We start from the raw sequence: 19,545 nt of genomic DNA on the forward strand, positions 1-19,545 counted from the left end.
ATAACAAATGTTATCTCCTTTTTTATTTTTTAGAACAATCCTCAAAAGCTTTAAATCCCCACATTGCCACAGCAACTGGCGGATCATAAAAGTTTTTAGTATTTTTACCCACAAATCAGAACTAAATCAGTATTTTAATATGAGGCCAAAAACAATCATCATTGCAATGCTACTGGCAATCGTTGTCATCATCTTATTTAACAATAAAGAAGAAAGTTCATTCTGGTTCTTTGGAGAGATTAGGACATCAAAGTTAATAATACTTGCTACTTTTTACGTGTTGGGGATGATTACAGGGGGTATCCTATTCAGACGTCGCAAAAAACACCCTAAAGAATACGCTGTTACTAACCCCAATCCCCCTTTAATAACAGATCAAAACACAAATCCAACATCACCCTACGCTCCCAATCCTCTTTCCGAAGAAGACCGGGAGTTTATCAGAAGAGACTAAGAATATACATGCAAGAAATAGCTATATTATTTGATATGGACGGCGTCATCGCGCATACAAATCCTTATCATTCCAAAGCCTTTGAGGCCTTTTTTGACAAGCACAATATTTCGTACAATCTCGCCCAATTTGAGCAACATATGTATGGCAAACACAACTCCTACATCATGTCCCATTTTTTCAACAGAAAAATAGAAGGGGAGGAATTAATAGATCTAGAAAGAGAAAAAGAGGGGCTATTCCGGGATATTTATGCGCAGTATGTCAAAGATATCCCCGGATATATCGACTTTTTAAAATTGCTAAAGCAGGAAAAAGTCAAAACAGGCGTTGCCACATCCGCACCACGAGCCAATATGGATCTTATTGTCGACGGGTTGAATATTAGAAATATGATGGACTCTTTTATGTGTAGCGAAGATGTCGAAAAACACAAACCAGATCCGGAAATATACCTCAAATCTGCCGCCAAACTCAACGTTCCGAAAGAGCGATGCCTTGTATTTGAAGATTCCTTTTCAGGGGTCAGCGCAGCAATAAATGCGAAGATGAAGGTCGTAGGTGTACTCAGCTCGCACAGCAAAAGCGAACTACCCCCGTGTGATTTATACATCTCAGATTATACAGAAATCCAGCTCCATAGTCTGCTAAATCTTATAGATTAATTAAAAAACTACTTATCTTTGCTATTAATGAATGTTGAAAATCTACTAGAGCGTGCACTTCAATTTGAGTTTCTTTCAAAAGAAGAAGGTATATTTTTATACCACAACGCAACCACCACAGCGCTGGCCCATGTTGCTAATCAATTGAGAAAACAACAAGTCCCACATGGCAAAGTTACTTGGCAAATAGATAGAAATGTAAATACGACAAATGTCTGTATCGCCAACTGTAAATTTTGCAACTTTTTTAGAAGACCGGGGCACGAAGATAGCTACATCACGGATATAGAGACCTATAAGCTTAAAATAGAAGAAACTTTTAAATACGGCGGCGATCAGTTATTACTACAGGGCGGGCATCATCCCGATTTAGGAATCGCCTTCTACCAAAACCTTTTCAGCGAGCTTAAAGAATTATACCCCACGCTGAAACTACACGCACTAGGACCTCCCGAAATAGCACACGTCGCAAAATTAGAGGGGATGTCCCACCTAGAAGTATTAACTGTACTCAAAGAAGCCGGGTTAGATTCACTTCCAGGTGCTGGAGCAGAAATATTAAACGACAGAGTACGTCGATTGATCTCCAAAGGAAAATGCGGTGGACAAGAATGGCTAGATGTCATGCGTGCAGCCCATAAGATCAATCTTCCAACCTCAGCTACGATGATGTTTGGTCATATAGAAACCATAGAAGAACGCTTCGAGCATCTTGAATGGATCCGACAAGTTCAAAGTGAAAAGCCCGCGGATAGCTATGGCTTTATAGCATTCATACCATGGCCCTTTCAGGACGATGGTACTTTGTTAAAAAGGCTACGCGGCATAGCAAATAATGTAACCGGCGATGAATATATACGTATGATTGCTTTAAGTAGAATTATGCTACCAAACATTAAAAACATTCAAGCATCCTGGTTGACTGTTGGAAAACCGGTGGCACAACTATGCCTACACAGTGGCGCCAATGATTTTGGCTCTATCATGATAGAAGAAAATGTGGTTTCAGCAGCTGGAGCACCACACCGCTTCACTTCAAAATCGATTCAAGACGCTATTAAAGAAGCTGGATTCGAACCGCAGTTACGCACACAGACGTATCAGTTTCGAGAGATGCCAGCATCAATGATTGAACAAGTTATAAATTATTAGTCTCCTGGAATGAAAGATATAATGCTCAATATTGAAGCCCTGATTTTCGCGTCTGAAGAGGGGATCTCCGCCAATGAAATCAAACATGTACTTCAGGATGCGCTGTTGATTGATATAAACAAAGACGAAGTGAATTCATTTCTGGATAAGATTAAGGCGAAATACGAAGATGAGAATTCCATATTCACACTCACTCCGGTCAACAACAAATACCAGTTTCTAACCAAAGTGGTATACCATGACGCAATTAATCAATTGCAAGCGCATAGGGATCGTAAAAAGTTAAGTCAGGCCGGACTAGAGACCCTGGCCATCATTGCTTATAGACAACCGATCACCAAGTTGGAAGTCGAACAGATTCGGGGAGTAAATTGTGACTATTCCATACAACGTTTGCTTGAAAAGGATTTGATAAAGATTGCAGGAAAGGCCGAAAGCATAGGAAAGCCGTTACTTTACGCCACCAGCGATCAGTTCATGAATCATTTTGGCATCAACTCTGTAAAAGATTTACCACAACTTAAAGATATCATAAACGAAGAAAACAGTATCGGCGAGATTATCGATTAAGGCCAGTCCCATTTTATTAAAAGTGAGCAACCTGATAATCAAACCTATATTTTTTAAAAAAAATTTTATGTTTTGATTTTCTTATCTAATTTTACGCTAGAATAAATAACAGAAAGAATTAGCTTACTATGATGAACGAGAGTGTCGAAAAGTTTGAAATTGAAGAGGAATTAGTCAATTTCAACGGTCCTGAGGACGATTCTGATTTTGATGATGAAGATGATTTCGGATTAGAAATGGATGCCAGTATGGGCGGGTTTGACGACTTTGACGATGAGGATGAAGATGATTTCTAGCGCTAAGTTGTAAGAAGATCCACTTATAATAGAAAAGGCGATTTTAAAAATCGCCTTTTCTATTTCTTATGAAGTTGCTCATAAAGATCAATCACTTTCTTTTGCAAATCAATTACTTCGATTTCCCGAAGCTGCAGTTTTCTATTTAATTCATTCAACTCATCCATTCTATCTTTATCGTCGTCCAAATCCGATGTAGACAGTAATTGGACTAAAGATAGACCAAATAATTTGGAAATCTGATTCAAACGTGATAAATTCACATCTGTAATTCCGGTTTCAATTTTCGAAAAAGCAGGAATAGATATATCTAACCTCTTTGCCACATCTTCTTGGCTCCAGCCTTTTTGATGTCTTAGTAATCTAATTTTCTTTCCTAAAGCATTCATTTGGTAAATGTTATGTTTTACCTCAAAAGTAAAAATAAATTGTTAAAATAAAAAGAAAAACAAAAACAGTTTAACTAACTTTCGTTAAAAATTTATCTGCAAATTTGAGCATATTAATTCCACTGTAATTACTAGAACTCATAAACAGCATATTATACCCCTTACTATCAAACACTTCCAGAAATCCGTATAAATCAACGGGATCCGTTATAACCAAAAGGTTAGGATGATTAAAGACTTTAACAATTCTATCTACGATATTATCTAAAACTACATTTTTTTCTTTTATACTGCTTTTATTGATAAAAACTATCGAAGTATCCGACTCCATCATACTGCTATCATACTGCTCTAGCTTGTCTCCCTCAATCACGTCATAGGGATTCAACTCGATAATGGTCAGTAATTTAAAAGAAGAAAACTGTTCTTTTATAGCATGTATACTGGACTTTAACTTCGTGGGTGTATGGGCAAAATCCTGATAAACAACAGACCCTTCAGCGCTTGCCACAAATTCCAGGTAACGTATTGAACTTTTAAAATTCCGGATAGCCTCATAAAACTCATCTCTCTTTATCCCTAACCACTCGCAGACCGTATAAGCCCCCGCAATATTTGACAGGTTTTGTTTGCCTATAATCTGTAATGGAATATCCTGATCGCCGATCTGCAAATAGGTGATCCCTTTGTTTATGGAGTAGTTAGGCAATCTATATCCATGTCTATTAATTTTACAATCCTTCGTCTCTCCCACGATCTTAACCACATTACTATCCTCCTTGTTATAGATCAATGTTCCTTTAGGTACGATGGTATCGATAAAAGTTTCGAACTGACCAAGATACTCCTCTTCCGTCATGAGCATTTTGAAGTTGTCCCACTGTATATTACTGATTAAGGCAATATTCGGATGATAATAGTGAAACTTAGAATGTAAGTCGATGGAAGAAGCATAAAACTCGTCCCCTTCTATAAGCATAATAGGAGCTGTAGAAGTCAGTTTAATCAGTGAATCAAACCCTTCAAGTTTAGCACCGACTAAATAATCAAAATCTCGTTTTAAATACTTAAGCACATGCATGATCATGCTGATTATGGTCGTCTTACCATACGTGCCGGCTATAACGACCCTAACCTTATCCATACTGTGCTCATAAACAAATTCTGGAAAAGAATAGATCTTGACTTTAAGCTCTTGGGCTTTCATTAACTCCACATTATCCGCCAATGCATGCTTTCCCAAGATAACAGCATCAATATCCGCAGTGATCTTATCCGCATTCCAACCAATCTGTTCAGGCAGTAAGGAAGCTTCCTGCAGACGTGATTTTGAAGGTTCTACAATTTGATCATCAGAACCAGTAACCTGATGCCCCAATTTGGCTAAGCTGATCGCCAAATTATGCATCACACTGCCCCCAATCGCTATAAAATGTATCCGCATGATTATCCTTTAACAAACTTTGCTGCACACCACTGATCCATAACCTTTCTTTCTTTAAAGAAGAGACCTAGGCCTTCACATTTATGCTTTATAATATCCAAATCTTCAGCTTCATAAAAACCACTTAAATACAATTCACCACCTTTTTCGAGTACAGATTCATAAGTATCTAATTGATCTAACAAAATATTCCTGTTTATGTTTGCCAAAATAGTGTCGTACATCCCCCCTTCTATCACTTCTTTAGAGCCGAGTCTACTTTCCAGATTCGTTACGCCGTTAAGCACTTTATTCTCTTCCACACTTTCCACACAGATCGAATCATAATCCACGGCCAATAGCGATGAAGCACCTTTCTTTGCTGCCAATATCGCTAAAATCCCGGTTCCACATCCCATATCCAACACCCGCTTCCCGTTAAAGTCATTGGCTAAGATAAAAGACAACATCATAGAAGTAGTCTGATGATGTCCTGTTCCAAAAGACATCTTAGGATCGATGACGATTTCGTACTTGTATTCCGGTTTGGCTTCGTGAAAAGTAGCCCGCACATAGCAGACGTCATCTACCAGGATCGGATTAAAGTTACTTTCCCAAAGTGTGTTCCAGTTTTCCTCTTCGATTTCATTTATAGAATAATCCAACTGATAATCCACGACCTGATCCAACAATAACGTTTCCAAGCGCTGAACATCCAGGTTTGAACTCGGGATATACGCGTCAAATCCCTGCTCACTATCTTCAAATGTATCGAATCCAATATCTCCAAGATCAGCAATAAGCAAATCCTTTTGCCAGTCCTGAATGTCAGCACTTATAAAATTAACAGCTGTATATTTCATATTTAAATAACTTGTTCTTTAATGGTCATATGGAATATCCGAAGTATATTATGCACGCTTTTATAACGAATGGGTGTGCATGCTGCTTCGCGGTCATTCGCGTTTGTACAGTCAATGCTACTGGATATTTCATTCTTTTAATTAAATACTTTCACAATTTCCAAGAAATCTCTAGATTTCAAGGACGCCCCTCCGATCAATCCACCATCGATATCTTTCTGCGCAAATAAGGTAGCAGCATTCGACGGGTTAGCACTTCCACCGTATAAAATAGTTGTATTATCCGCCACGGTAGCATCATAGCGGTTGGCAATTACCTCGCGGATATAAGCATGAACTTCTTGCGCTTGCTCTGGCGAAGCGGTCAATCCCGTTCCAATTGCCCAAACCGGCTCATACGCCAATACGATCTTAGCAAATTCATCTGCCGACAGGTGAAATACGCCTTGGTCTAATTGGGTTTTTATGACTTCAAAAAAGCGGTTTGACTCACGTTCTTCTTTCGTCTCTCCGATACAGAAAATAGGCTTTAAGTCGTGTTTTAGCGTCACATTAACTTTTTCTGCCAATAGTGCGTCAGTCTCTCCAAAATAAGCTCTACGCTCCGAGTGACCCAAAATTACGTAGCTCGCGCCAACAGATTTTACCTGGGAAGCCGAAATCTCTCCTGTAAAAGCACCTGACTCTGCCTGATGGACATTCTGGGCTCCTATACTCACATTCGTGACCGCAGCACCCAATTTGGCAATGGAAGACAGGTGAATAAAAGGACTACATACCACGACCTCCTGATCGCCTATAACTTCATCCTTCACCATATTGACGATTTCAGAAAAAAGGCTTAACCCATCTTCATAACCTAGATTCATTTTCCAGTTTCCTGCTACGATTTTTTTACGCATAATATTATTTTATTTAGTGTTGATTATTTACCTATACATTTCGCGATTCTTCATAAACAAGAGACAATATCTTCTCTTCTTCATGCCCAAAACACTCCCCTTTGACCAAAGCTTTCCGTTGTAGCATAGCTATAAACGCTGCAAAGATATAACGATCCTGGGTCAAATCAGTCAGCCAACCAAAGTCAGGCACAAATTTCGGAATAAAATTCGAGATTGCAATCTGAGCACCTACCCCAATCACCGTTCCTGTATTAATTTTACAACCAATTCCCAGCATAACATGGTCGCCAATAATTACGCCACACTTTTGGAGGCCCGTGTCTCTCATCCCCGCCTGCGAATAGTCATACAGACGCACGGTCTTCCAATCGTTTCTTAAATTGGAATTATTCGTTCCAGCCCCAATATTACAACCTTCCCCCACTACCGCACAGCCCAGATACCCCAGATGCCCTTTAGCAGAATTACCCCAGATAACCGTATTATTTAATTCGCCGCAAATTGTGCAGTTTACACCCACGCTTACGTTTGAATACACGACAGTCCCACTTTTGACACGACAACCTGCTCCAATAGCCGCAGGGCCATGGATCACCGCACCTGCCTCTATAACAACTCCCTCACCAATATAAATCGGTCCCTGCGTAGCATCTAAAATACAGTGTTTTAATACAGCATTCTTATCTATATAGATTGATGTGCCCAGAAAATGACTATCCGGATACCCATCAGCGCCGACAGCCTGTATCCCCATACAGTCCAGATCAAACCTGATCTGATCCGCATTATTTAAATAAATATCTTCCGGATAGTGCAGTCGATTGATCCTACTGTGGGACAAAACAGCTACAGCCCGCTCCAACGCAGGCACATTAAAATCATCTAGAGTCGCCAGCTTTAATGCGATCCAGTCACCATCATCCGATATAAGTTTTTGATTTAGCTGTAGACCCCATATTTCGTCCACTAATTCGGCATTGGGCAGCACGCGGCCATCAATGATTAAATAACCTTCAGAGTCCATAGGTGGCATCGGGAATTTCTCACGCAGGTAATCTTGCGTTAGATAAGCCACGTCGGCATCAAAAGCATGATGCCATTTTTGGTCCAAAGTCCATATTCCAACGCGAAGATTGCCCGTAGGGCGGGTTGTAGTCAAAGGTCGTAATCGTTCTCTAGAGGAACAATCGTCAAATAAAACAAGGGAAAAAGACATGTCTCTAAAATACAAAAAAATCCCGATAATGCACTTATCGGGATTTTCATACCATATATAATATGGTGATTACTTTTTGTTATAACGGCTACGGAATTTATCGATACGTCCAGCTGTATCAACCAATTTCATTTTACCCGTATAGAAAGGGTGTGATGTATGAGAGATCTCCAATTTAACCAATGGGTACTCATTACCATCTTCCCAAGTGATAGTTTCTTTAGTATCTACACATGATTTAGTTACAAAAGCATAGTCGTTTGACATGTCTTTAAAAACAACTAATCTGTAGTTTGATGGATGCAAATCTTTTTTCATTTTATCTTATGATTACTACTATATATTCAACAATTGAGGTGCAAAGATAATCTATTTAACAATAATTTGCAAAATAATATTTATCCACACCGGGATAATTATCCACTATGTAAAACAGAGGCGTACTTATCAATGGACAAAAGTAACATTATTTTAAAATATAAGGCGATTAATCGATCTTTTTTAGCTACGTTTTTGCTATTTTTGCTGATTATTTAAACAAACCTTCGCAGTAAGACGATATCATATCCAATATGTAGGGTTGTTTCTAGCCATATGGGCACACACATTTTTCAAAAAAATAACACATGAGTATTGCATTATCCGAACAGGAATTACAACGTAGACAAAATCTACAAGGCATCATTGACTTAGGCATTAACCCCTTCCCTGCCGACGAATTCAAGGTGAATGTTACTGCTGCTGATATATTAGAAAATTACGAACGCGACAAGATTAATTACAAGCATATTTTAATCGCTGGCCGGATCATGAGCCGTCGTATCATGGGCAACGCCTCTTTTATCGAAATCCAAGATTCTACAGACCGTATCCAAGTCTATGTAAAACGAGATGACCTTTGCCCTGGAGAGGACAAATCCTTATATAATACCCTGTTTAAAAAACTTTTAGATATTGGTGATATCATCGGTATCGAGGGCTTTGTATTCACGACCCAAAGTGGTGAAATATCTGTACACGCCGAAAAACTAACTGTACTTACCAAATCTTTGCGTCCACTTCCTGTCGTTAAAGAAGCCGAAGGCAAAACGTTTGATGCTTTTACCGATCCAGAGCAGCGCTACAGAATGCGCTATGTAGATCTTATCGTAAACGCACAGAACAAAAATATATTTGTCAAACGCACAAAGCTTTTCAACGCTATGCGCCAGTTTTTCAATGAGGCGGGCTATATGGAAGTAGAGACACCGGTGTTGCAGGCGATCCCCGGTGGAGCAGCTGCCAGACCATTCATCACGCACCATAATGCGCTAGATATTCCATTGTACCTACGTATAGCCAATGAACTGTATCTAAAACGTCTGATCGTTGGGGGCTTCGATGGTGTATACGAGTTTTCCAAAAACTTCAGAAATGAAGGAATGGACCGCACACACAATCCGGAATTCACCGCCATGGAAATATATGTAGCCTACAAAGACTACAACTGGATGATGGATTTCACAGAAAGACTTTTAGAGCACTGTGCTCAACAGGTCAATGGCGACACCAAAGCAGTATTCGGCGAACATCATATCGACTTCAAAGCTCCTTATCCACGCGTCACGATGACGGACGCTATCAAGCAGTTTACCGGATTTGACATTACCGGAAAATCCGAAGACGAGATCCGTGCTGCCGCCAAAGGAATGGGTATCGATGTCAACGATACTATGGGTAAGGGTAAATTGATCGATGAGATCTTTGGTGAAAAATGTGAAGGCAACTTTATTCAGCCGACATTCATTACCGACTACCCTGTCGAAATGTCTCCGCTTACAAAAAAACACCGCGACAACCCTGAGCTCACCGAACGCTTTGAGTTAATGATCTGTGGTAAAGAAGTGGCTAATGCCTACTCCGAGTTAAATGACCCTATTGATCAACGCGAACGCTTCGAAGAGCAACTCCGTCTTTCAGAAAACGGGGATGACGAAGCCATGTTTATCGACCAAGATTTCCTTAGAGCACTCGAGTACGGTATGCCACCAACTTCGGGCCTTGGTATCGGGATGGACAGACTGATTATGTTCTTGACCAATAACCCATCGATTCAAGAGGTCTTATTTTTCCCGCAGATGAGACCCGAGAAAAAGGAAGTAGCGATAGAACTAACAGGCGATGAAAAAGCCGTTTTAGACCTGTTGACGGAAGAACATTCCTCCCTATCAGAAATCAAAGAAAAAGCTGGTTTAAGTGGAAAAAAATGGGACAATGCCACCAAGAGTTTACGTCAGAAAGACCTGATCGACATCGTTTTGGATGGTGACAATAAATATATCTCCAAAAAATAAGAACTGTAAAAATAGAATAGCAAAAAGCAGAAATCTCTTGATTTCTGCTTTTTTTTTATCCGACTGTAGCTTTTCAAAAAAACCTTCCGTTATAATCCCAAACAAAAGCATTAAGAAAGATGAAAACAAATACTATTAAATTATTCTTTATTGCCCTCCTAAGTGTATCAGTGTTGAGTGGATGTCTTAAAGATAATGACGATATCAATAACATCCCGAGGGCAACGTTGACAATGGTCAATGCTTACACGCCTTCTCCATATATTATGCATATGGCAGACAACAACAACTTACAATCGGCGTACAACCCTTTGCATTATAATACATACGGCGTACCACCAACTTTTCTGTACACGGGAAATCGAAAAATCAAAACAATATCTGCCGAGAACAAAACGCTGATTGACACGGTATACACTTTCAAAGACAGCTCTTACTACACTTCTTTTGTGTATGGAACGGCAGAAAAACCAAAGCAGATTATTGCAGAAGACAAAGAAGTTGAGAATCTAGGTAGCAAATCAGCACTGCGTTTCTTTCATCTCGCAAACAATACAGGCAAGGTTAATGTTTATATAAATAGTAAGGAAACTCCCATATACAGCAACAGAGCTATCGAAGGTGTGTTGACCGGAGAGAACTTAGCACACGCTACCTTCGTGGCACAAAACAGCGGCAAAACCAATATTATTGTAACAGACGAAAGCAACAATACGCTGGTCGAACGTTCGGTAGACCTCGCTTCAGGTAGGTACTACAGCATTATACTGGCGGGAGACAAAAACTCAACAGAAAGACCATTATACCTTGGTGTCGTGGCGCAATATTAAAATTACATCTTAATTCTATATAGCGGGTATGTCTCACGGAGGCATACCCTTTTTTGTATTACTCGCTCCTTATAAAGTAGAAAGTCACAAAACAACCTAGCCCCAGGAATACTATAATCCCAATTAAAATGCGTCCTTGCATCTCCTTTCTGCTTCGCGAGGAAGTCTTCCATAAGCTGCTATTTTTTCGCTCGACCGCCTTGGTATTATTACTATCCATTACGGACGTCCAAGCCTGTTTTTGCAGCTTATTCTCCCACAGTGATAACAGACCTTGCCTTGCGCGTAATCCGCTATCAGGGTGATAATAGAAAACACTGTCGGCGCGGAATGTCCAATATCGACCGATGCTATCTACCCCCCAAAGGCTTCTGTATATTTATGCTGCTGATGGGTATAAGCCTGTTCTCTTTCGTAAAATTGTTGTTTTTTTTGCTTTGACTGTCTGGCAACCTAGAATAGCGTAGAAAAAGATCGCGAAAGCACCGATTCTGAATAGAATATAAGATATCATATTATTTGTTTCCATAATATTAATGTTTTATAGTCTTCTATGCCAGACGGGCATGACACTTGGTATCGGCCAAATGTTGTCTCGTCCTGAATTTTACCGATCACCGGAATAACACCATCACCTTCCTTAAGTTCTTCGTACGCCTATAAAATAAATAACGGTGTATCCTTATAAATTATGCAATTCGTAACTTTTGAAAACACAAGAGCCACAACCAGAGAACAAGCAATATATATAAAGATATTTCTATTTATTTTCGTTTCATTCTCAACATTTACTTCTAATCTTCCGCTGGTGTCACAGTGCTTATGGCATTCTAATCAGACTCCCCCTATCCATTACAACATAATTAGCAATCATCATTAAGCAAATCTAAAATACAAACAAAACAATAGTATCGTTCAAGAGATTCCGCCACATCAGAGTATATCCAGATTATTCAAATCTGCATTTAATATAACATATAATACTTGTAACTAATTTTCTTATTGTCTATTCGCTCGTTAACATAGTTTCTAAGTTTTCGGTCTAGAAGCGACGAAACACTGAATTCACAACCATCCCCCATCTTGAAAACTATATTGTAGTAATCAGGATTAATTAGAAAAGGAATATTACGCTCCGTCAATTTAACATGACAGTGATAGATAACACTTTTAGCTTCTGTCAAATTAACCTGCTCATGTCCCTTTAAAACCAATAATATCTCTTGGTCGAAGAGCAGCACCTTTTTTGTACTATCGCCTATCTGATATTTAAAATGTAGATAAAGAGTTGGCAGCATCATTATTGCAACCCCATAATAAAAATAGACGGGGAGATCTAACAAAAAGACTACTCCTAAATATACAACAACTCTGATTATCATAAAAGACAATAGAATTAAATCATTTGACACTGAGACTTTAATTTCTTTATTCATTGAAATTTCACTATCTATATTGATTTCTATTTCTGTGAATTATTTGAATTTTAACTTGATATAGCTGAAATCTACTCATAATATTTAAAATAGGGTTGATTAAAAATTATTCTTTCGTATTCAGAACCAAAAAGAACAGTATATTTTATTCCATAAAACATATTAGTATATGCGATGTCAATTAGCCTTTTTGACAGATCCTGAATAGCAATAGAAGTATCGGCATCATTTACAGTGATTTTCAGAGAGTCGGCTTGACGGCTATACCTGATGACAGAATCAATACTTACATTGATATTATCTCTACTATCTACGATAGTAGAGAAGAGAACGTTTTTAAGATTATCTTTCACTGTGATTTTTAGAGCTTCTATTCCCATAAAATAATCTGCGCGAAATCGAACTTCCTTTTTCTCATTGCACGAGATTATTAACAAAGAGAAAAGAAACAATAACAAATAAGTGATAAGATAATGTTTCATAGCATTTCTATTTTAAAGCCCGAAAAACGGCTCACATTACCCCCACCTCGTAAGCAATGATTACATTTATTTCGAACTCTTAGATTTTTCGAGACATTACCAATTGCTATTGTAGACTACTAGGTATTAACTCAATCGTAGTTAGCTTTTTCATTAAATTATTCCTTTTATTAGTTTCGATCTGTAATTAAGAACTTTTCACGATTTAACAATAAAAGTTCCAACTAGATCTAAAGAAATTTTCTTTAAATAATTCAGTCGCTTTAACCAATTATCAAACTTGATATAATTCTCAGCATCCATAACCTTAACTATGCTCGAATCACATCTACCCCTGAGAAAGAAAACCATTTTTTGTTCTGCACTAAAAAGTTAACCTCCTATTAACATCAGCTTAAAGATCAATGCTTACTTTTCGTAAAATCAAATTCGTTTATATGTTAACATCAAATAAAAGCCACTTAAAAAAGTGGTTTTTAGGAGTTTTGTTTTTAGTTATCGGTTTCTTTTGCTTTGAATTTTTCAGAAGACAAATAGGAGGATTTGCAGGTTCTTATCCCTTTGCAGAAGCATGGCAAATTACTGGATCTATCGAAGAAACTGAACGTAAATTAATAAAACTTCATGAAATAGAACCTGACTTATTTTTTGAAAATGGCAAATTATCCTTTAAAAACGACCATACAGGGTATTGGAAAAAAGTAGATTTTTACTATAAAGAAAGACAGGAAATTGTTCACGCCCTGATTAGAGATAATGGAAATAATACTAATATCTATTTAGTTAGTTTCGTCGATACGGTAACTGGCGATCTCCGTTTGATGAATAAAGATTTTGGCTTTTTTACCAACCTCAGTGAAATGAAAGTTTTTGAAAAAAACATTCTAAATAAAATAAACGCTATTAAATAATTTCAATATAAGCATCGGATAAAATAGCGAAATGAATACACAAGATTTTTCCAGATTCCCCACATCATTGGGATACTAATCGCACATCCACATGAAAGCTTACTTAATTGCATTCTCCTTACTATCGTGTTTCTATCTTGCATGTATACCAAAAAAACATGAAAGCAATTCGTCAAATTTTATCGACCAAATCTATAAAAAAATTAACACTATTACGGAAGGTGATACATTAGATTTAAACCCTCCAAAATTGTCCTTTGACAAAATCATCATTCTAAGTCATGAAAATAACACAACCCAATTGAAAACTGAAACATCGATACCGGATGATGCAAAACAGCAACCGTTTGATTTAAATCAGGGTAATTGGGCTATTATCTGGATAAAAGATTCTTCAATTATAGATAAAATAGAATTTTCTTCAGAGAAGTTAATGTTTAATAATATTGTAAATGGTGATGGTTTTAAAATCATCAAGCGAAAAGACTTGAAGAAAATATTAATTATTAACAATTCTGGTGATAAATTTCTGAACTCAGATAAAAAAGTTTTAGATACTGAACTTTTAAACTGAAGGTATCTTATTAGGTCCGTAATTATTACTGCACTATGTTTTTACATCAAAAGACTATATGTGGCAAAAAAAGCACCAATTACTCAACAACCTCTCATCAATAGCCTACCCCTAAAGTTCCCTTATATATTATCTATTCATTCACAACACTTCCAACTTTACCAATCCCCTGCCACCACTGTAATCTATCGCACTACTATATTGCAAAAAATGCCCTTCTGGAACAAATCCAGCCTCTATCCCCTCTCTTTCCATCATCCAAATTAACCATTCCCTTCTACTTTCCAGTACATTATCTTTAATTTCATGTATAATCTTGCTTTGCCGTATATTTCTTAAAATCCTGTTATAATCGCTGAGGATCCTCATTGGAAGAACGAAAAAGAAGATGTAGATGACTGGGCATGATACACCAGGAATAAATTCGCATTCCCTTTTCCTTTACACAGTAATTTAATGAATTAACAAGAATGTCAGCGTATAATCTCCGAACAAATACATCCCCCAATTGATTGTAGCAAAACTGACAAACTATACCCCTTCAGGATTATGGAATTTGTATTTTCGAGACATAATTGGTTGTCATTTTTCCACTAAGCTAAGATAAAAATGATATTAAAAAAATAGCATTGCTCAAAGGGTAAAGTTTAACTGTAATTATTTCAGAAAGACCTTGGGGATGGTATATGTTAGCAGCAGTGCGATGACTTATTCGTTAACAAAGAAATTCATCTCTTAACACCCGAAAAGAGAGAAAACAAAAAAGGATCCTCGAATGAGAATCCTTTAACCTGTGCACTCCAAGGGAGTCGAACCCCTAACCTTCTGATCCGTAGTCAGACGCTCTATCCAATTGAGCTAGGAATGCTTTTCGAAGCTTTGTAAAACCGTAGTTTTACGCCGTTTCAGTGATGCAAATATCAGCACTTTTTTCAATATTTCAAACATTTTTCTTCCTTTTTAGTCAAAAAAAAGCATTATTCTTTATATATTGCTGATAGTAATTGAATTACATTTTATTTTTTATGACAGAGCGTATTATTCATAGCAGCAAAATAAGAGTAGAAGATATCAGTCTATCTTATCACACCAAAAAGGCGACAGAGATAGAAGAACGTACTATTATTTTTATACATGGTTTCCCCTTTAACAAGAACTCTTGGCGGCCTCAAATGGAATCACTGGAAGACAATATCACGGGGATCGCAGTAGATGTACGTGGTCATGGACTGTCCACGAACGGACATGGTTTTTTCAGTATTGATGTCTTTGCAAAAGATATCATAGCACTTATCGCCAAGTTGGATCTCGAAAAAGTAACGCTATGCGGAGTCTCTATGGGCGGCTATATAGCGCTACGGATCTATCAGTTGATACCCGAAAAAATAGAAGGGCTCATCCTGTCGGATACCCACCACAAAGCAGACGACAATACAGCCAAGCAGAAACGTTTTGATAGTATACAGGCTATCCTGAGGCACGGCAGAAGACCCTTTGCCCTGGGGTTTATAGATAATATCTTTGTCCACAAAAACGAGGAGGAAAACCAAGAAGCGATAGAACTGATAAAAAGCAGTATTCGGCGAAATTCAATTCGAGGCATATGCGCTACCCTATTGGCGCTGGCATCCCGAACGGATAGTACGGAGACGCTAGAAAATATAAAGGTTCCGACCCTTCTGATCCGAGGTAGTGAGGATAAGATCACCCCGAAGAACCTAATGGAAGAGATGAGCCAACGCATTGCTGACGCAAGATACGTCGAAATAGAAAATGCGGGACATCTTCCAAACCTGGAACAACCGTTGGCTTTTAACAGACATATGAACAGTTTTCTTCTTCGGTAAGAATGACAGATTATCGACAGTGAGCTCGCAAGCTCGGTTTGTAAATTGTGCCGTCATCCCGACCGAAGTGGAGGGATCTAGAAGCTATATATTAACCCTATACAGTTGATAGACCCGTTCGATTCCGCTCCGCTACACTCAGGGTGACGTTACCTTTACTACCAATGACGAGAATTCAAACCTTTTTAAACAGCCTCTATGGTCAATGCGCCCACCGTCAAATTGCTGCGGGGATCGATCAATATAGCCCGTGCGTTCAACGCCAATTCGTTGTTTAAGTCAAAAACCACCTCGTCCGCTGCCTTTACGACAATCCGTCCGATATCATTTAATCCAATCCGCTCGTCATAAACCATCTCTTGCGTATTGACATCATACCTATACTTGATCTCGACCACCTTAACCTTGGTTACCTTGGTTTGATTTTGCAAAAGATAGACCTGATTTGTATCCAACGATTTGTTTTCAAACCAACTGATATTGGCTTCAAAACTACGCTCGGCGTAGGGTTGCGAATAGGCGCTAACAATAAAATCGCCTCTGGAAATATCAATATCGTCTGTCAGATGCACAATGACGGACTGCCCATCCTCGGCCTGCGCTAGATCCGCTTCATCAAAGGTAATGGCCTTCACCTTACTGCTTACGCCACTAGGTAATACGACAACGTCATCGCCTACTTTCAATCCCTCACCTATTACCCGGCCGGCATACCCTCTATAATCAGGCAGATCTGCGGTCTGAGGGCGTACCACCCATTGTACAGGGACACGCCAAGCGCCGCTGCCTTGGTCTGCAAACTGAACCGTCTCCAGATAACGCAGCAAGGTCGCTCCTGTATACCAAGGCATATGCTTGGAAGAAAACACAATATTATCTCCTTTAAGCGCAGAAACAGGCACAAAATCTACGTCCTGTAAGTTCAGATTATCGGCCAGACGCTGATAATCTGACTTGATCGTATCGAAAACAGACTGACTGTAATCGACCATATCCATTTTATTGACACAGACAAGCACCTTTTTTAAGGACAGTAGCTTCGCGATGAAGGAATGTCTTTTCGTCTGTTCGATCACGCCCTTGCGCGCATCTATTAAAATAATAATCAAATCAGAATTGGATGCACCTGTCACCATATTACGGGTATACTGAATGTGCCCCGGCGCATCCGCAATGATGAATTTGCGCGCCTCGGTCTGAAAGTACTTGTAGGCTACATCAATCGTGATACCCTGCTCCCGCTCGGCTTTCAGCCCATCGGTTAAGATAGCCAGATCTACGGTACCGTCGTCATTCTTGCGATTGGCCTTCTGGATAGCCTCCAATTGATCATCCAATATAGAATCTGTATCGTATAACAAACGACCGATCAATGTACTCTTGCCATCATCGACAGACCCTGCCGTTATAAATTTTAATATGTTCATTTCTTTTCTAATAATCAGAGACTAGAAATTAGAGACTAGACACTTCTGACATCTCATATCTCATATCTCAATACTATGTACTAAATACTAAACACTAAAAATATCCTTGTTTTTTGCGTTCCTCCATGGCTGCTTCAGATACCTTATCGTCCATCCTGGCCCCTCTTTCACTAACGGTCGAAGCTTTTATTTCGGCAATAATATCATCAAGCTCTACCGCGACAGAATCTACTGCTGCAGTACAGGTCATATCCCCTACCGTCCTGAAACGTACGGACCGGTGCTCGACCCTGTCCTCTGCATCGATCTGCAAACAGTCTGCACTAGCCATCCATTGCCCATTGCGCCATACCACATCACGTTCGTGACTGAAATAGATGGAAGGCAATTCTATTTGTTCCCGTTTTATGTAGTTCCAGACATCCAACTCGGTCCAATTGGAGATAGGAAACACGCGCACATTCTCTCCTTTATGTATCCTACCATTAAAGATATTCCACAATTCGGGGCGTTGACGCTTGGGATCCCACTGTCCAAACTCATCGCGTACCGAAAAAATACGCTCTTTGGCCCGTGCCTTTTCCTCATCTCGCCTCGCCCCTCCAATACAGGCATCAAAACCATACTGCTCGATCGTATCCAGCAAAGTCACCGTCTGCAATGCATTTCTACTCGCATTTTTGCCTTTTTGCTCCACAACGCGTCCTGCATCTATGCTATCCTGAACCGAGCCAACGATCAGCTTTTCGCCGGTTTGATCGATAAGCCAATCCCTGAATAAAATAGTTTCTGGAAAATTGTGCCCGGTATCAATATGTACCAAGGGAAAAGGAAATTTGCCCGGACGAAACGCCTTCTTGGCAAGGTGCACCAATGTAATACTATCTTTTCCCCCGGAAAACAACAAGGCCGGCTTCTCAAATTGTCCCGCGACCTCACGGAGAATATAAATGGCTTCTGCCTCTAAATGATCTAAATAATCCATTTTTATTTGACTTCTAACTTCTAACTTTTTATCCCGATACGTTTCACTACTTCCCGAGGCGTCGGGACAGGCGAGACTTCGCAATGCTCAGCTTCCACCGTGTAATCCACACTCTTTTTTACTTTTATCTTCCCACCACCACCGGCCTGCACGAAAATCTTCGCCCTTCTTTATGGCTCTGGTACAAGGTTGACATCCAATACTTGGAAATCCTTTATCATGCAACGGATTGTACGGGACATTAAACTGTTTTAAGAAAGCCTCCACATCTTCTAATGACCAATAAAATAAAGGATGTACCTTAACGATTGAATTCACGGCATCCCACTCTATAAAATCCATCTCCTCCCGATTGGCCGATTGCTCGGCCCGTATACCGGTGATCCAGATATCAAACCCCTTTATCGCCCGCTGCAACGGTTCGATCTTACGGATAAAACAGCACTCCTTCTTATTAGCAACGCTCTCGTAAAAACTAGAAGGGCCTTTGTCCGAAACCATCGCCTCCACCGCATCTGCCTGTGGATAAAAAGCTTTTATTCGTAAACCATACCGCTCTAGTGTTCTATTCCATACATAATAGGTTTCAGGGAATAGCCGCCCCGTCTCTAAGGTGAAAATAGATACCTGCCGGGGCTCTTTCGAAAGCATCGCAGTGATAACCTGATCTTCTATACCAAAGGACGTGGAGAACACGGTACGCCCACTATAATTTTGAGCAATATAAGAAACAATCTGCGCTGCATCTAAACCCGCTAACGCATTCTTCAATAAATCGATCATTCTA

General features: G+C 39.2%; 23 protein-coding genes and 1 tRNA gene. 10 read left to right on the forward strand and 14 right to left on the reverse strand.

Features of this window, described 5'->3' with window-relative positions:
• Window positions 1-139 precede the first annotated feature (139 nt).
• The 5 genes from G7B18_RS03600 to G7B18_RS03620 all read left to right on the forward strand — a co-directional run bounded on the left by G7B18_RS03600 (window position 140) and on the right by G7B18_RS03620 (window position 3,137).
• Window positions 140-454, forward strand: a complete 315-nt coding sequence (locus G7B18_RS03600) for a hypothetical protein (protein WP_164108349.1) — start codon at window positions 140-142, stop codon at window positions 452-454.
• Between the two features lie 8 nt (window positions 455-462).
• Window positions 463-1,119, forward strand: coding sequence for an HAD family hydrolase (locus G7B18_RS03605; protein ID WP_164108348.1), 657 nt, complete (start codon window positions 463-465; stop codon window positions 1,117-1,119).
• Between the two features lie 27 nt (window positions 1,120-1,146).
• Entirely contained in the window at window positions 1,147-2,271 is a 1,125-nt protein-coding gene (gene mqnC, locus G7B18_RS03610; RefSeq protein WP_164122084.1) for a cyclic dehypoxanthinyl futalosine synthase, read from the forward strand.
• 9 nt (window positions 2,272-2,280) lie between these two features.
• The gene (scpB, locus tag G7B18_RS03615; RefSeq protein WP_164108346.1) at window positions 2,281-2,841 is read left to right on the forward strand and encodes an SMC-Scp complex subunit ScpB; all 561 of its coding nucleotides are present in this window, start codon (window positions 2,281-2,283) and stop codon (window positions 2,839-2,841) included.
• Window positions 2,842-2,969: 128 nt separating this feature from the next.
• Window positions 2,970-3,137, forward strand: coding sequence for a hypothetical protein (locus tag G7B18_RS03620; RefSeq protein ID WP_164108345.1), 168 nt, complete (start codon window positions 2,970-2,972; stop codon window positions 3,135-3,137).
• 59 nt (window positions 3,138-3,196) lie between these two features.
• Here G7B18_RS03620 and G7B18_RS03625 read toward each other — a convergent pair whose 3' ends face one another.
• The 6 genes from G7B18_RS03625 to G7B18_RS03650 all read right to left on the reverse strand — a co-directional run bounded on the left by G7B18_RS03625 (window position 3,197) and on the right by G7B18_RS03650 (window position 8,251).
• Window positions 3,197-3,526 carry a helix-turn-helix domain-containing protein gene (locus G7B18_RS03625; RefSeq protein ID WP_164108344.1) on the reverse strand — a complete coding sequence of 110 codons (330 nt, stop codon included), beginning with the start codon at window positions 3,524-3,526 and terminating at the stop codon, window positions 3,197-3,199.
• Between the two features lie 70 nt (window positions 3,527-3,596).
• Window positions 3,597-4,970: a Mur ligase family protein gene (locus G7B18_RS03630; protein WP_164108343.1), complete on the reverse strand. Its 1,374-nt coding sequence runs from the start codon at window positions 4,968-4,970 to the stop codon at window positions 3,597-3,599.
• A gap of 2 nt (window positions 4,971-4,972) precedes the next feature.
• On the reverse strand, window positions 4,973-5,812 hold the full coding sequence (gene prmA / locus G7B18_RS03635; protein WP_164108342.1) for a 50S ribosomal protein L11 methyltransferase: 840 nt from the start codon (window positions 5,810-5,812) through the stop codon (window positions 4,973-4,975).
• A gap of 137 nt (window positions 5,813-5,949) precedes the next feature.
• On the reverse strand, window positions 5,950-6,714 hold the full coding sequence (gene tpiA, locus G7B18_RS03640; RefSeq protein WP_164108341.1) for a triose-phosphate isomerase: 765 nt from the start codon (window positions 6,712-6,714) through the stop codon (window positions 5,950-5,952).
• A 31-nt stretch (window positions 6,715-6,745) separates the two neighbouring features.
• Window positions 6,746-7,933, reverse strand: a complete 1,188-nt coding sequence (locus tag G7B18_RS03645; RefSeq protein WP_164108340.1) for a putative sugar nucleotidyl transferase — start codon at window positions 7,931-7,933, stop codon at window positions 6,746-6,748.
• 69 nt (window positions 7,934-8,002) lie between these two features.
• Window positions 8,003-8,251 carry a type B 50S ribosomal protein L31 gene (locus G7B18_RS03650; protein ID WP_093096812.1) on the reverse strand — a complete coding sequence of 83 codons (249 nt, stop codon included), beginning with the start codon at window positions 8,249-8,251 and terminating at the stop codon, window positions 8,003-8,005.
• Between the two features lie 308 nt (window positions 8,252-8,559).
• Here G7B18_RS03650 and lysS point away from each other — a divergent pair, with 308 nt between their 5' ends.
• Both lysS and G7B18_RS03660 read left to right on the forward strand, forming a co-directional pair.
• Complete coding sequence (gene lysS, locus G7B18_RS03655; protein ID WP_205600160.1) at window positions 8,560-10,266, forward strand: lysine--tRNA ligase; 1,707 nt, start codon at window positions 8,560-8,562, stop codon at window positions 10,264-10,266.
• Window positions 10,267-10,385: 119 nt separating this feature from the next.
• Entirely contained in the window at window positions 10,386-11,096 is a 711-nt protein-coding gene (locus G7B18_RS03660) for a DUF4397 domain-containing protein (protein WP_164122085.1), read from the forward strand.
• A gap of 379 nt (window positions 11,097-11,475) precedes the next feature.
• Here G7B18_RS03660 and G7B18_RS03665 read toward each other — a convergent pair whose 3' ends face one another.
• The 3 genes from G7B18_RS03665 to G7B18_RS03675 all read right to left on the reverse strand — a co-directional run bounded on the left by G7B18_RS03665 (window position 11,476) and on the right by G7B18_RS03675 (window position 13,014).
• Entirely contained in the window at window positions 11,476-11,625 is a 150-nt protein-coding gene (locus tag G7B18_RS03665; protein WP_164122086.1) for a hypothetical protein, read from the reverse strand.
• 436 nt (window positions 11,626-12,061) lie between these two features.
• The gene (locus G7B18_RS03670) at window positions 12,062-12,478 is read right to left on the reverse strand and encodes a hypothetical protein (protein WP_164108337.1); all 417 of its coding nucleotides are present in this window, start codon (window positions 12,476-12,478) and stop codon (window positions 12,062-12,064) included.
• 125 nt (window positions 12,479-12,603) lie between these two features.
• On the reverse strand, window positions 12,604-13,014 hold the full coding sequence (locus G7B18_RS03675; protein ID WP_164122087.1) for a hypothetical protein: 411 nt from the start codon (window positions 13,012-13,014) through the stop codon (window positions 12,604-12,606).
• A 437-nt stretch (window positions 13,015-13,451) separates the two neighbouring features.
• Here G7B18_RS03675 and G7B18_RS03680 point away from each other — a divergent pair, with 437 nt between their 5' ends.
• Together G7B18_RS03680 and G7B18_RS03685 are read left to right on the forward strand one after the other, a co-directional pair.
• Window positions 13,452-13,925, forward strand: coding sequence for a hypothetical protein (locus tag G7B18_RS03680; protein WP_164122088.1), 474 nt, complete (start codon window positions 13,452-13,454; stop codon window positions 13,923-13,925).
• Between the two features lie 91 nt (window positions 13,926-14,016).
• Window positions 14,017-14,499 (forward strand): hypothetical protein, encoded by a 483-nt coding sequence (locus G7B18_RS03685; RefSeq protein WP_164108334.1) that lies wholly within the window; start codon window positions 14,017-14,019, stop codon window positions 14,497-14,499.
• 141 nt (window positions 14,500-14,640) lie between these two features.
• On the opposite strand, the gene G7B18_RS19060 is transcribed toward G7B18_RS03685, so the two are convergent.
• Complete coding sequence (locus tag G7B18_RS19060) at window positions 14,641-14,868, reverse strand: hypothetical protein (protein WP_240452763.1); 228 nt, start codon at window positions 14,866-14,868, stop codon at window positions 14,641-14,643.
• Window positions 14,869-15,293: 425 nt separating this feature from the next.
• Window positions 15,294-15,367: transfer RNA gene (locus G7B18_RS03695), tRNA-Arg, on the reverse strand.
• Between the two features lie 157 nt (window positions 15,368-15,524).
• Here G7B18_RS03695 and G7B18_RS03700 point away from each other — a divergent pair.
• Window positions 15,525-16,346: an alpha/beta fold hydrolase gene (locus G7B18_RS03700; protein ID WP_164122089.1), complete on the forward strand. Its 822-nt coding sequence runs from the start codon at window positions 15,525-15,527 to the stop codon at window positions 16,344-16,346.
• A gap of 185 nt (window positions 16,347-16,531) precedes the next feature.
• On the opposite strand, the gene G7B18_RS03705 is transcribed toward G7B18_RS03700, so the two are convergent.
• From G7B18_RS03705 to G7B18_RS03715, 3 genes are all read right to left on the reverse strand, one after another.
• A complete protein-coding gene (locus G7B18_RS03705) occupies window positions 16,532-17,773 on the reverse strand; it encodes a sulfate adenylyltransferase subunit 1 (RefSeq protein WP_164122090.1) in 1,242 nt (413 codons plus the stop codon).
• 94 nt (window positions 17,774-17,867) lie between these two features.
• Complete coding sequence (gene cysD, locus G7B18_RS03710; protein ID WP_164122091.1) at window positions 17,868-18,758, reverse strand: sulfate adenylyltransferase subunit CysD; 891 nt, start codon at window positions 18,756-18,758, stop codon at window positions 17,868-17,870.
• An 87-nt stretch (window positions 18,759-18,845) separates the two neighbouring features.
• Window positions 18,846-19,541 carry a phosphoadenylyl-sulfate reductase gene (locus tag G7B18_RS03715; protein WP_164122092.1) on the reverse strand — a complete coding sequence of 232 codons (696 nt, stop codon included), beginning with the start codon at window positions 19,539-19,541 and terminating at the stop codon, window positions 18,846-18,848.
• Between the last annotated feature and the right edge of the window lie 4 nt (window positions 19,542-19,545).

Source organism: Sphingobacterium sp. xlx-130 (assembly GCF_011007405.1).
Classification (GTDB): domain Bacteria; phylum Bacteroidota; class Bacteroidia; order Sphingobacteriales; family Sphingobacteriaceae; genus Sphingobacterium; species Sphingobacterium luzhongxinii.

What these genes read in the sequence shown, in the direction of transcription:
- G7B18_RS03600 (WP_164108349.1), top strand. Translation starts at nt 140, where the DNA reads ATGAGGCCAAAAACAATCATCATTGCAATGCTACTGGCAATCGTTGTC.
- G7B18_RS03605 (WP_164108348.1), top strand. Translation starts at nt 463, where the DNA reads ATGCAAGAAATAGCTATATTATTTGATATGGACGGCGTCATCGCGCAT.
- mqnC (WP_164122084.1), top strand. Translation starts at nt 1,147, where the DNA reads ATGAATGTTGAAAATCTACTAGAGCGTGCACTTCAATTTGAGTTTCTT.
- scpB (WP_164108346.1), top strand. Translation starts at nt 2,281, where the DNA reads ATGAAAGATATAATGCTCAATATTGAAGCCCTGATTTTCGCGTCTGAA.
- G7B18_RS03620 (WP_164108345.1), top strand. Translation starts at nt 2,970, where the DNA reads ATGATGAACGAGAGTGTCGAAAAGTTTGAAATTGAAGAGGAATTAGTC.
- G7B18_RS03625 (WP_164108344.1), bottom strand. Translation starts at nt 3,526, where the DNA reads ATGAATGCTTTAGGAAAGAAAATTAGATTACTAAGACATCAAAAAGGC.
- G7B18_RS03630 (WP_164108343.1), bottom strand. Translation starts at nt 4,970, where the DNA reads ATGCGGATACATTTTATAGCGATTGGGGGCAGTGTGATGCATAATTTG.
- prmA (WP_164108342.1), bottom strand. Translation starts at nt 5,812, where the DNA reads ATGAAATATACAGCTGTTAATTTTATAAGTGCTGACATTCAGGACTGG.
- tpiA (WP_164108341.1), bottom strand. Translation starts at nt 6,714, where the DNA reads ATGCGTAAAAAAATCGTAGCAGGAAACTGGAAAATGAATCTAGGTTAT.
- G7B18_RS03645 (WP_164108340.1), bottom strand. Translation starts at nt 7,933, where the DNA reads ATGTCTTTTTCCCTTGTTTTATTTGACGATTGTTCCTCTAGAGAACGA.
- G7B18_RS03650 (WP_093096812.1), bottom strand. Translation starts at nt 8,251, where the DNA reads ATGAAAAAAGATTTGCATCCATCAAACTACAGATTAGTTGTTTTTAAA.
- lysS (WP_205600160.1), top strand. Translation starts at nt 8,560, where the DNA reads ATGAGTATTGCATTATCCGAACAGGAATTACAACGTAGACAAAATCTA.
- G7B18_RS03660 (WP_164122085.1), top strand. Translation starts at nt 10,386, where the DNA reads ATGAAAACAAATACTATTAAATTATTCTTTATTGCCCTCCTAAGTGTA.
- G7B18_RS03665 (WP_164122086.1), bottom strand. Translation starts at nt 11,625, where the DNA reads ATGGAAACAAATAATATGATATCTTATATTCTATTCAGAATCGGTGCT.
- G7B18_RS03670 (WP_164108337.1), bottom strand. Translation starts at nt 12,478, where the DNA reads ATGATAATCAGAGTTGTTGTATATTTAGGAGTAGTCTTTTTGTTAGAT.
- G7B18_RS03675 (WP_164122087.1), bottom strand. Translation starts at nt 13,014, where the DNA reads ATGAAACATTATCTTATCACTTATTTGTTATTGTTTCTTTTCTCTTTG.
- G7B18_RS03680 (WP_164122088.1), top strand. Translation starts at nt 13,452, where the DNA reads ATGTTAACATCAAATAAAAGCCACTTAAAAAAGTGGTTTTTAGGAGTT.
- G7B18_RS03685 (WP_164108334.1), top strand. Translation starts at nt 14,017, where the DNA reads ATGAAAGCTTACTTAATTGCATTCTCCTTACTATCGTGTTTCTATCTT.
- G7B18_RS19060 (WP_240452763.1), bottom strand. Translation starts at nt 14,868, where the DNA reads ATGAGGATCCTCAGCGATTATAACAGGATTTTAAGAAATATACGGCAA.
- G7B18_RS03700 (WP_164122089.1), top strand. Translation starts at nt 15,525, where the DNA reads ATGACAGAGCGTATTATTCATAGCAGCAAAATAAGAGTAGAAGATATC.
- G7B18_RS03705 (WP_164122090.1), bottom strand. Translation starts at nt 17,773, where the DNA reads ATGAACATATTAAAATTTATAACGGCAGGGTCTGTCGATGATGGCAAG.
- cysD (WP_164122091.1), bottom strand. Translation starts at nt 18,758, where the DNA reads ATGGATTATTTAGATCATTTAGAGGCAGAAGCCATTTATATTCTCCGT.
- G7B18_RS03715 (WP_164122092.1), bottom strand. Translation starts at nt 19,541, where the DNA reads ATGATCGATTTATTGAAGAATGCGTTAGCGGGTTTAGATGCAGCGCAG.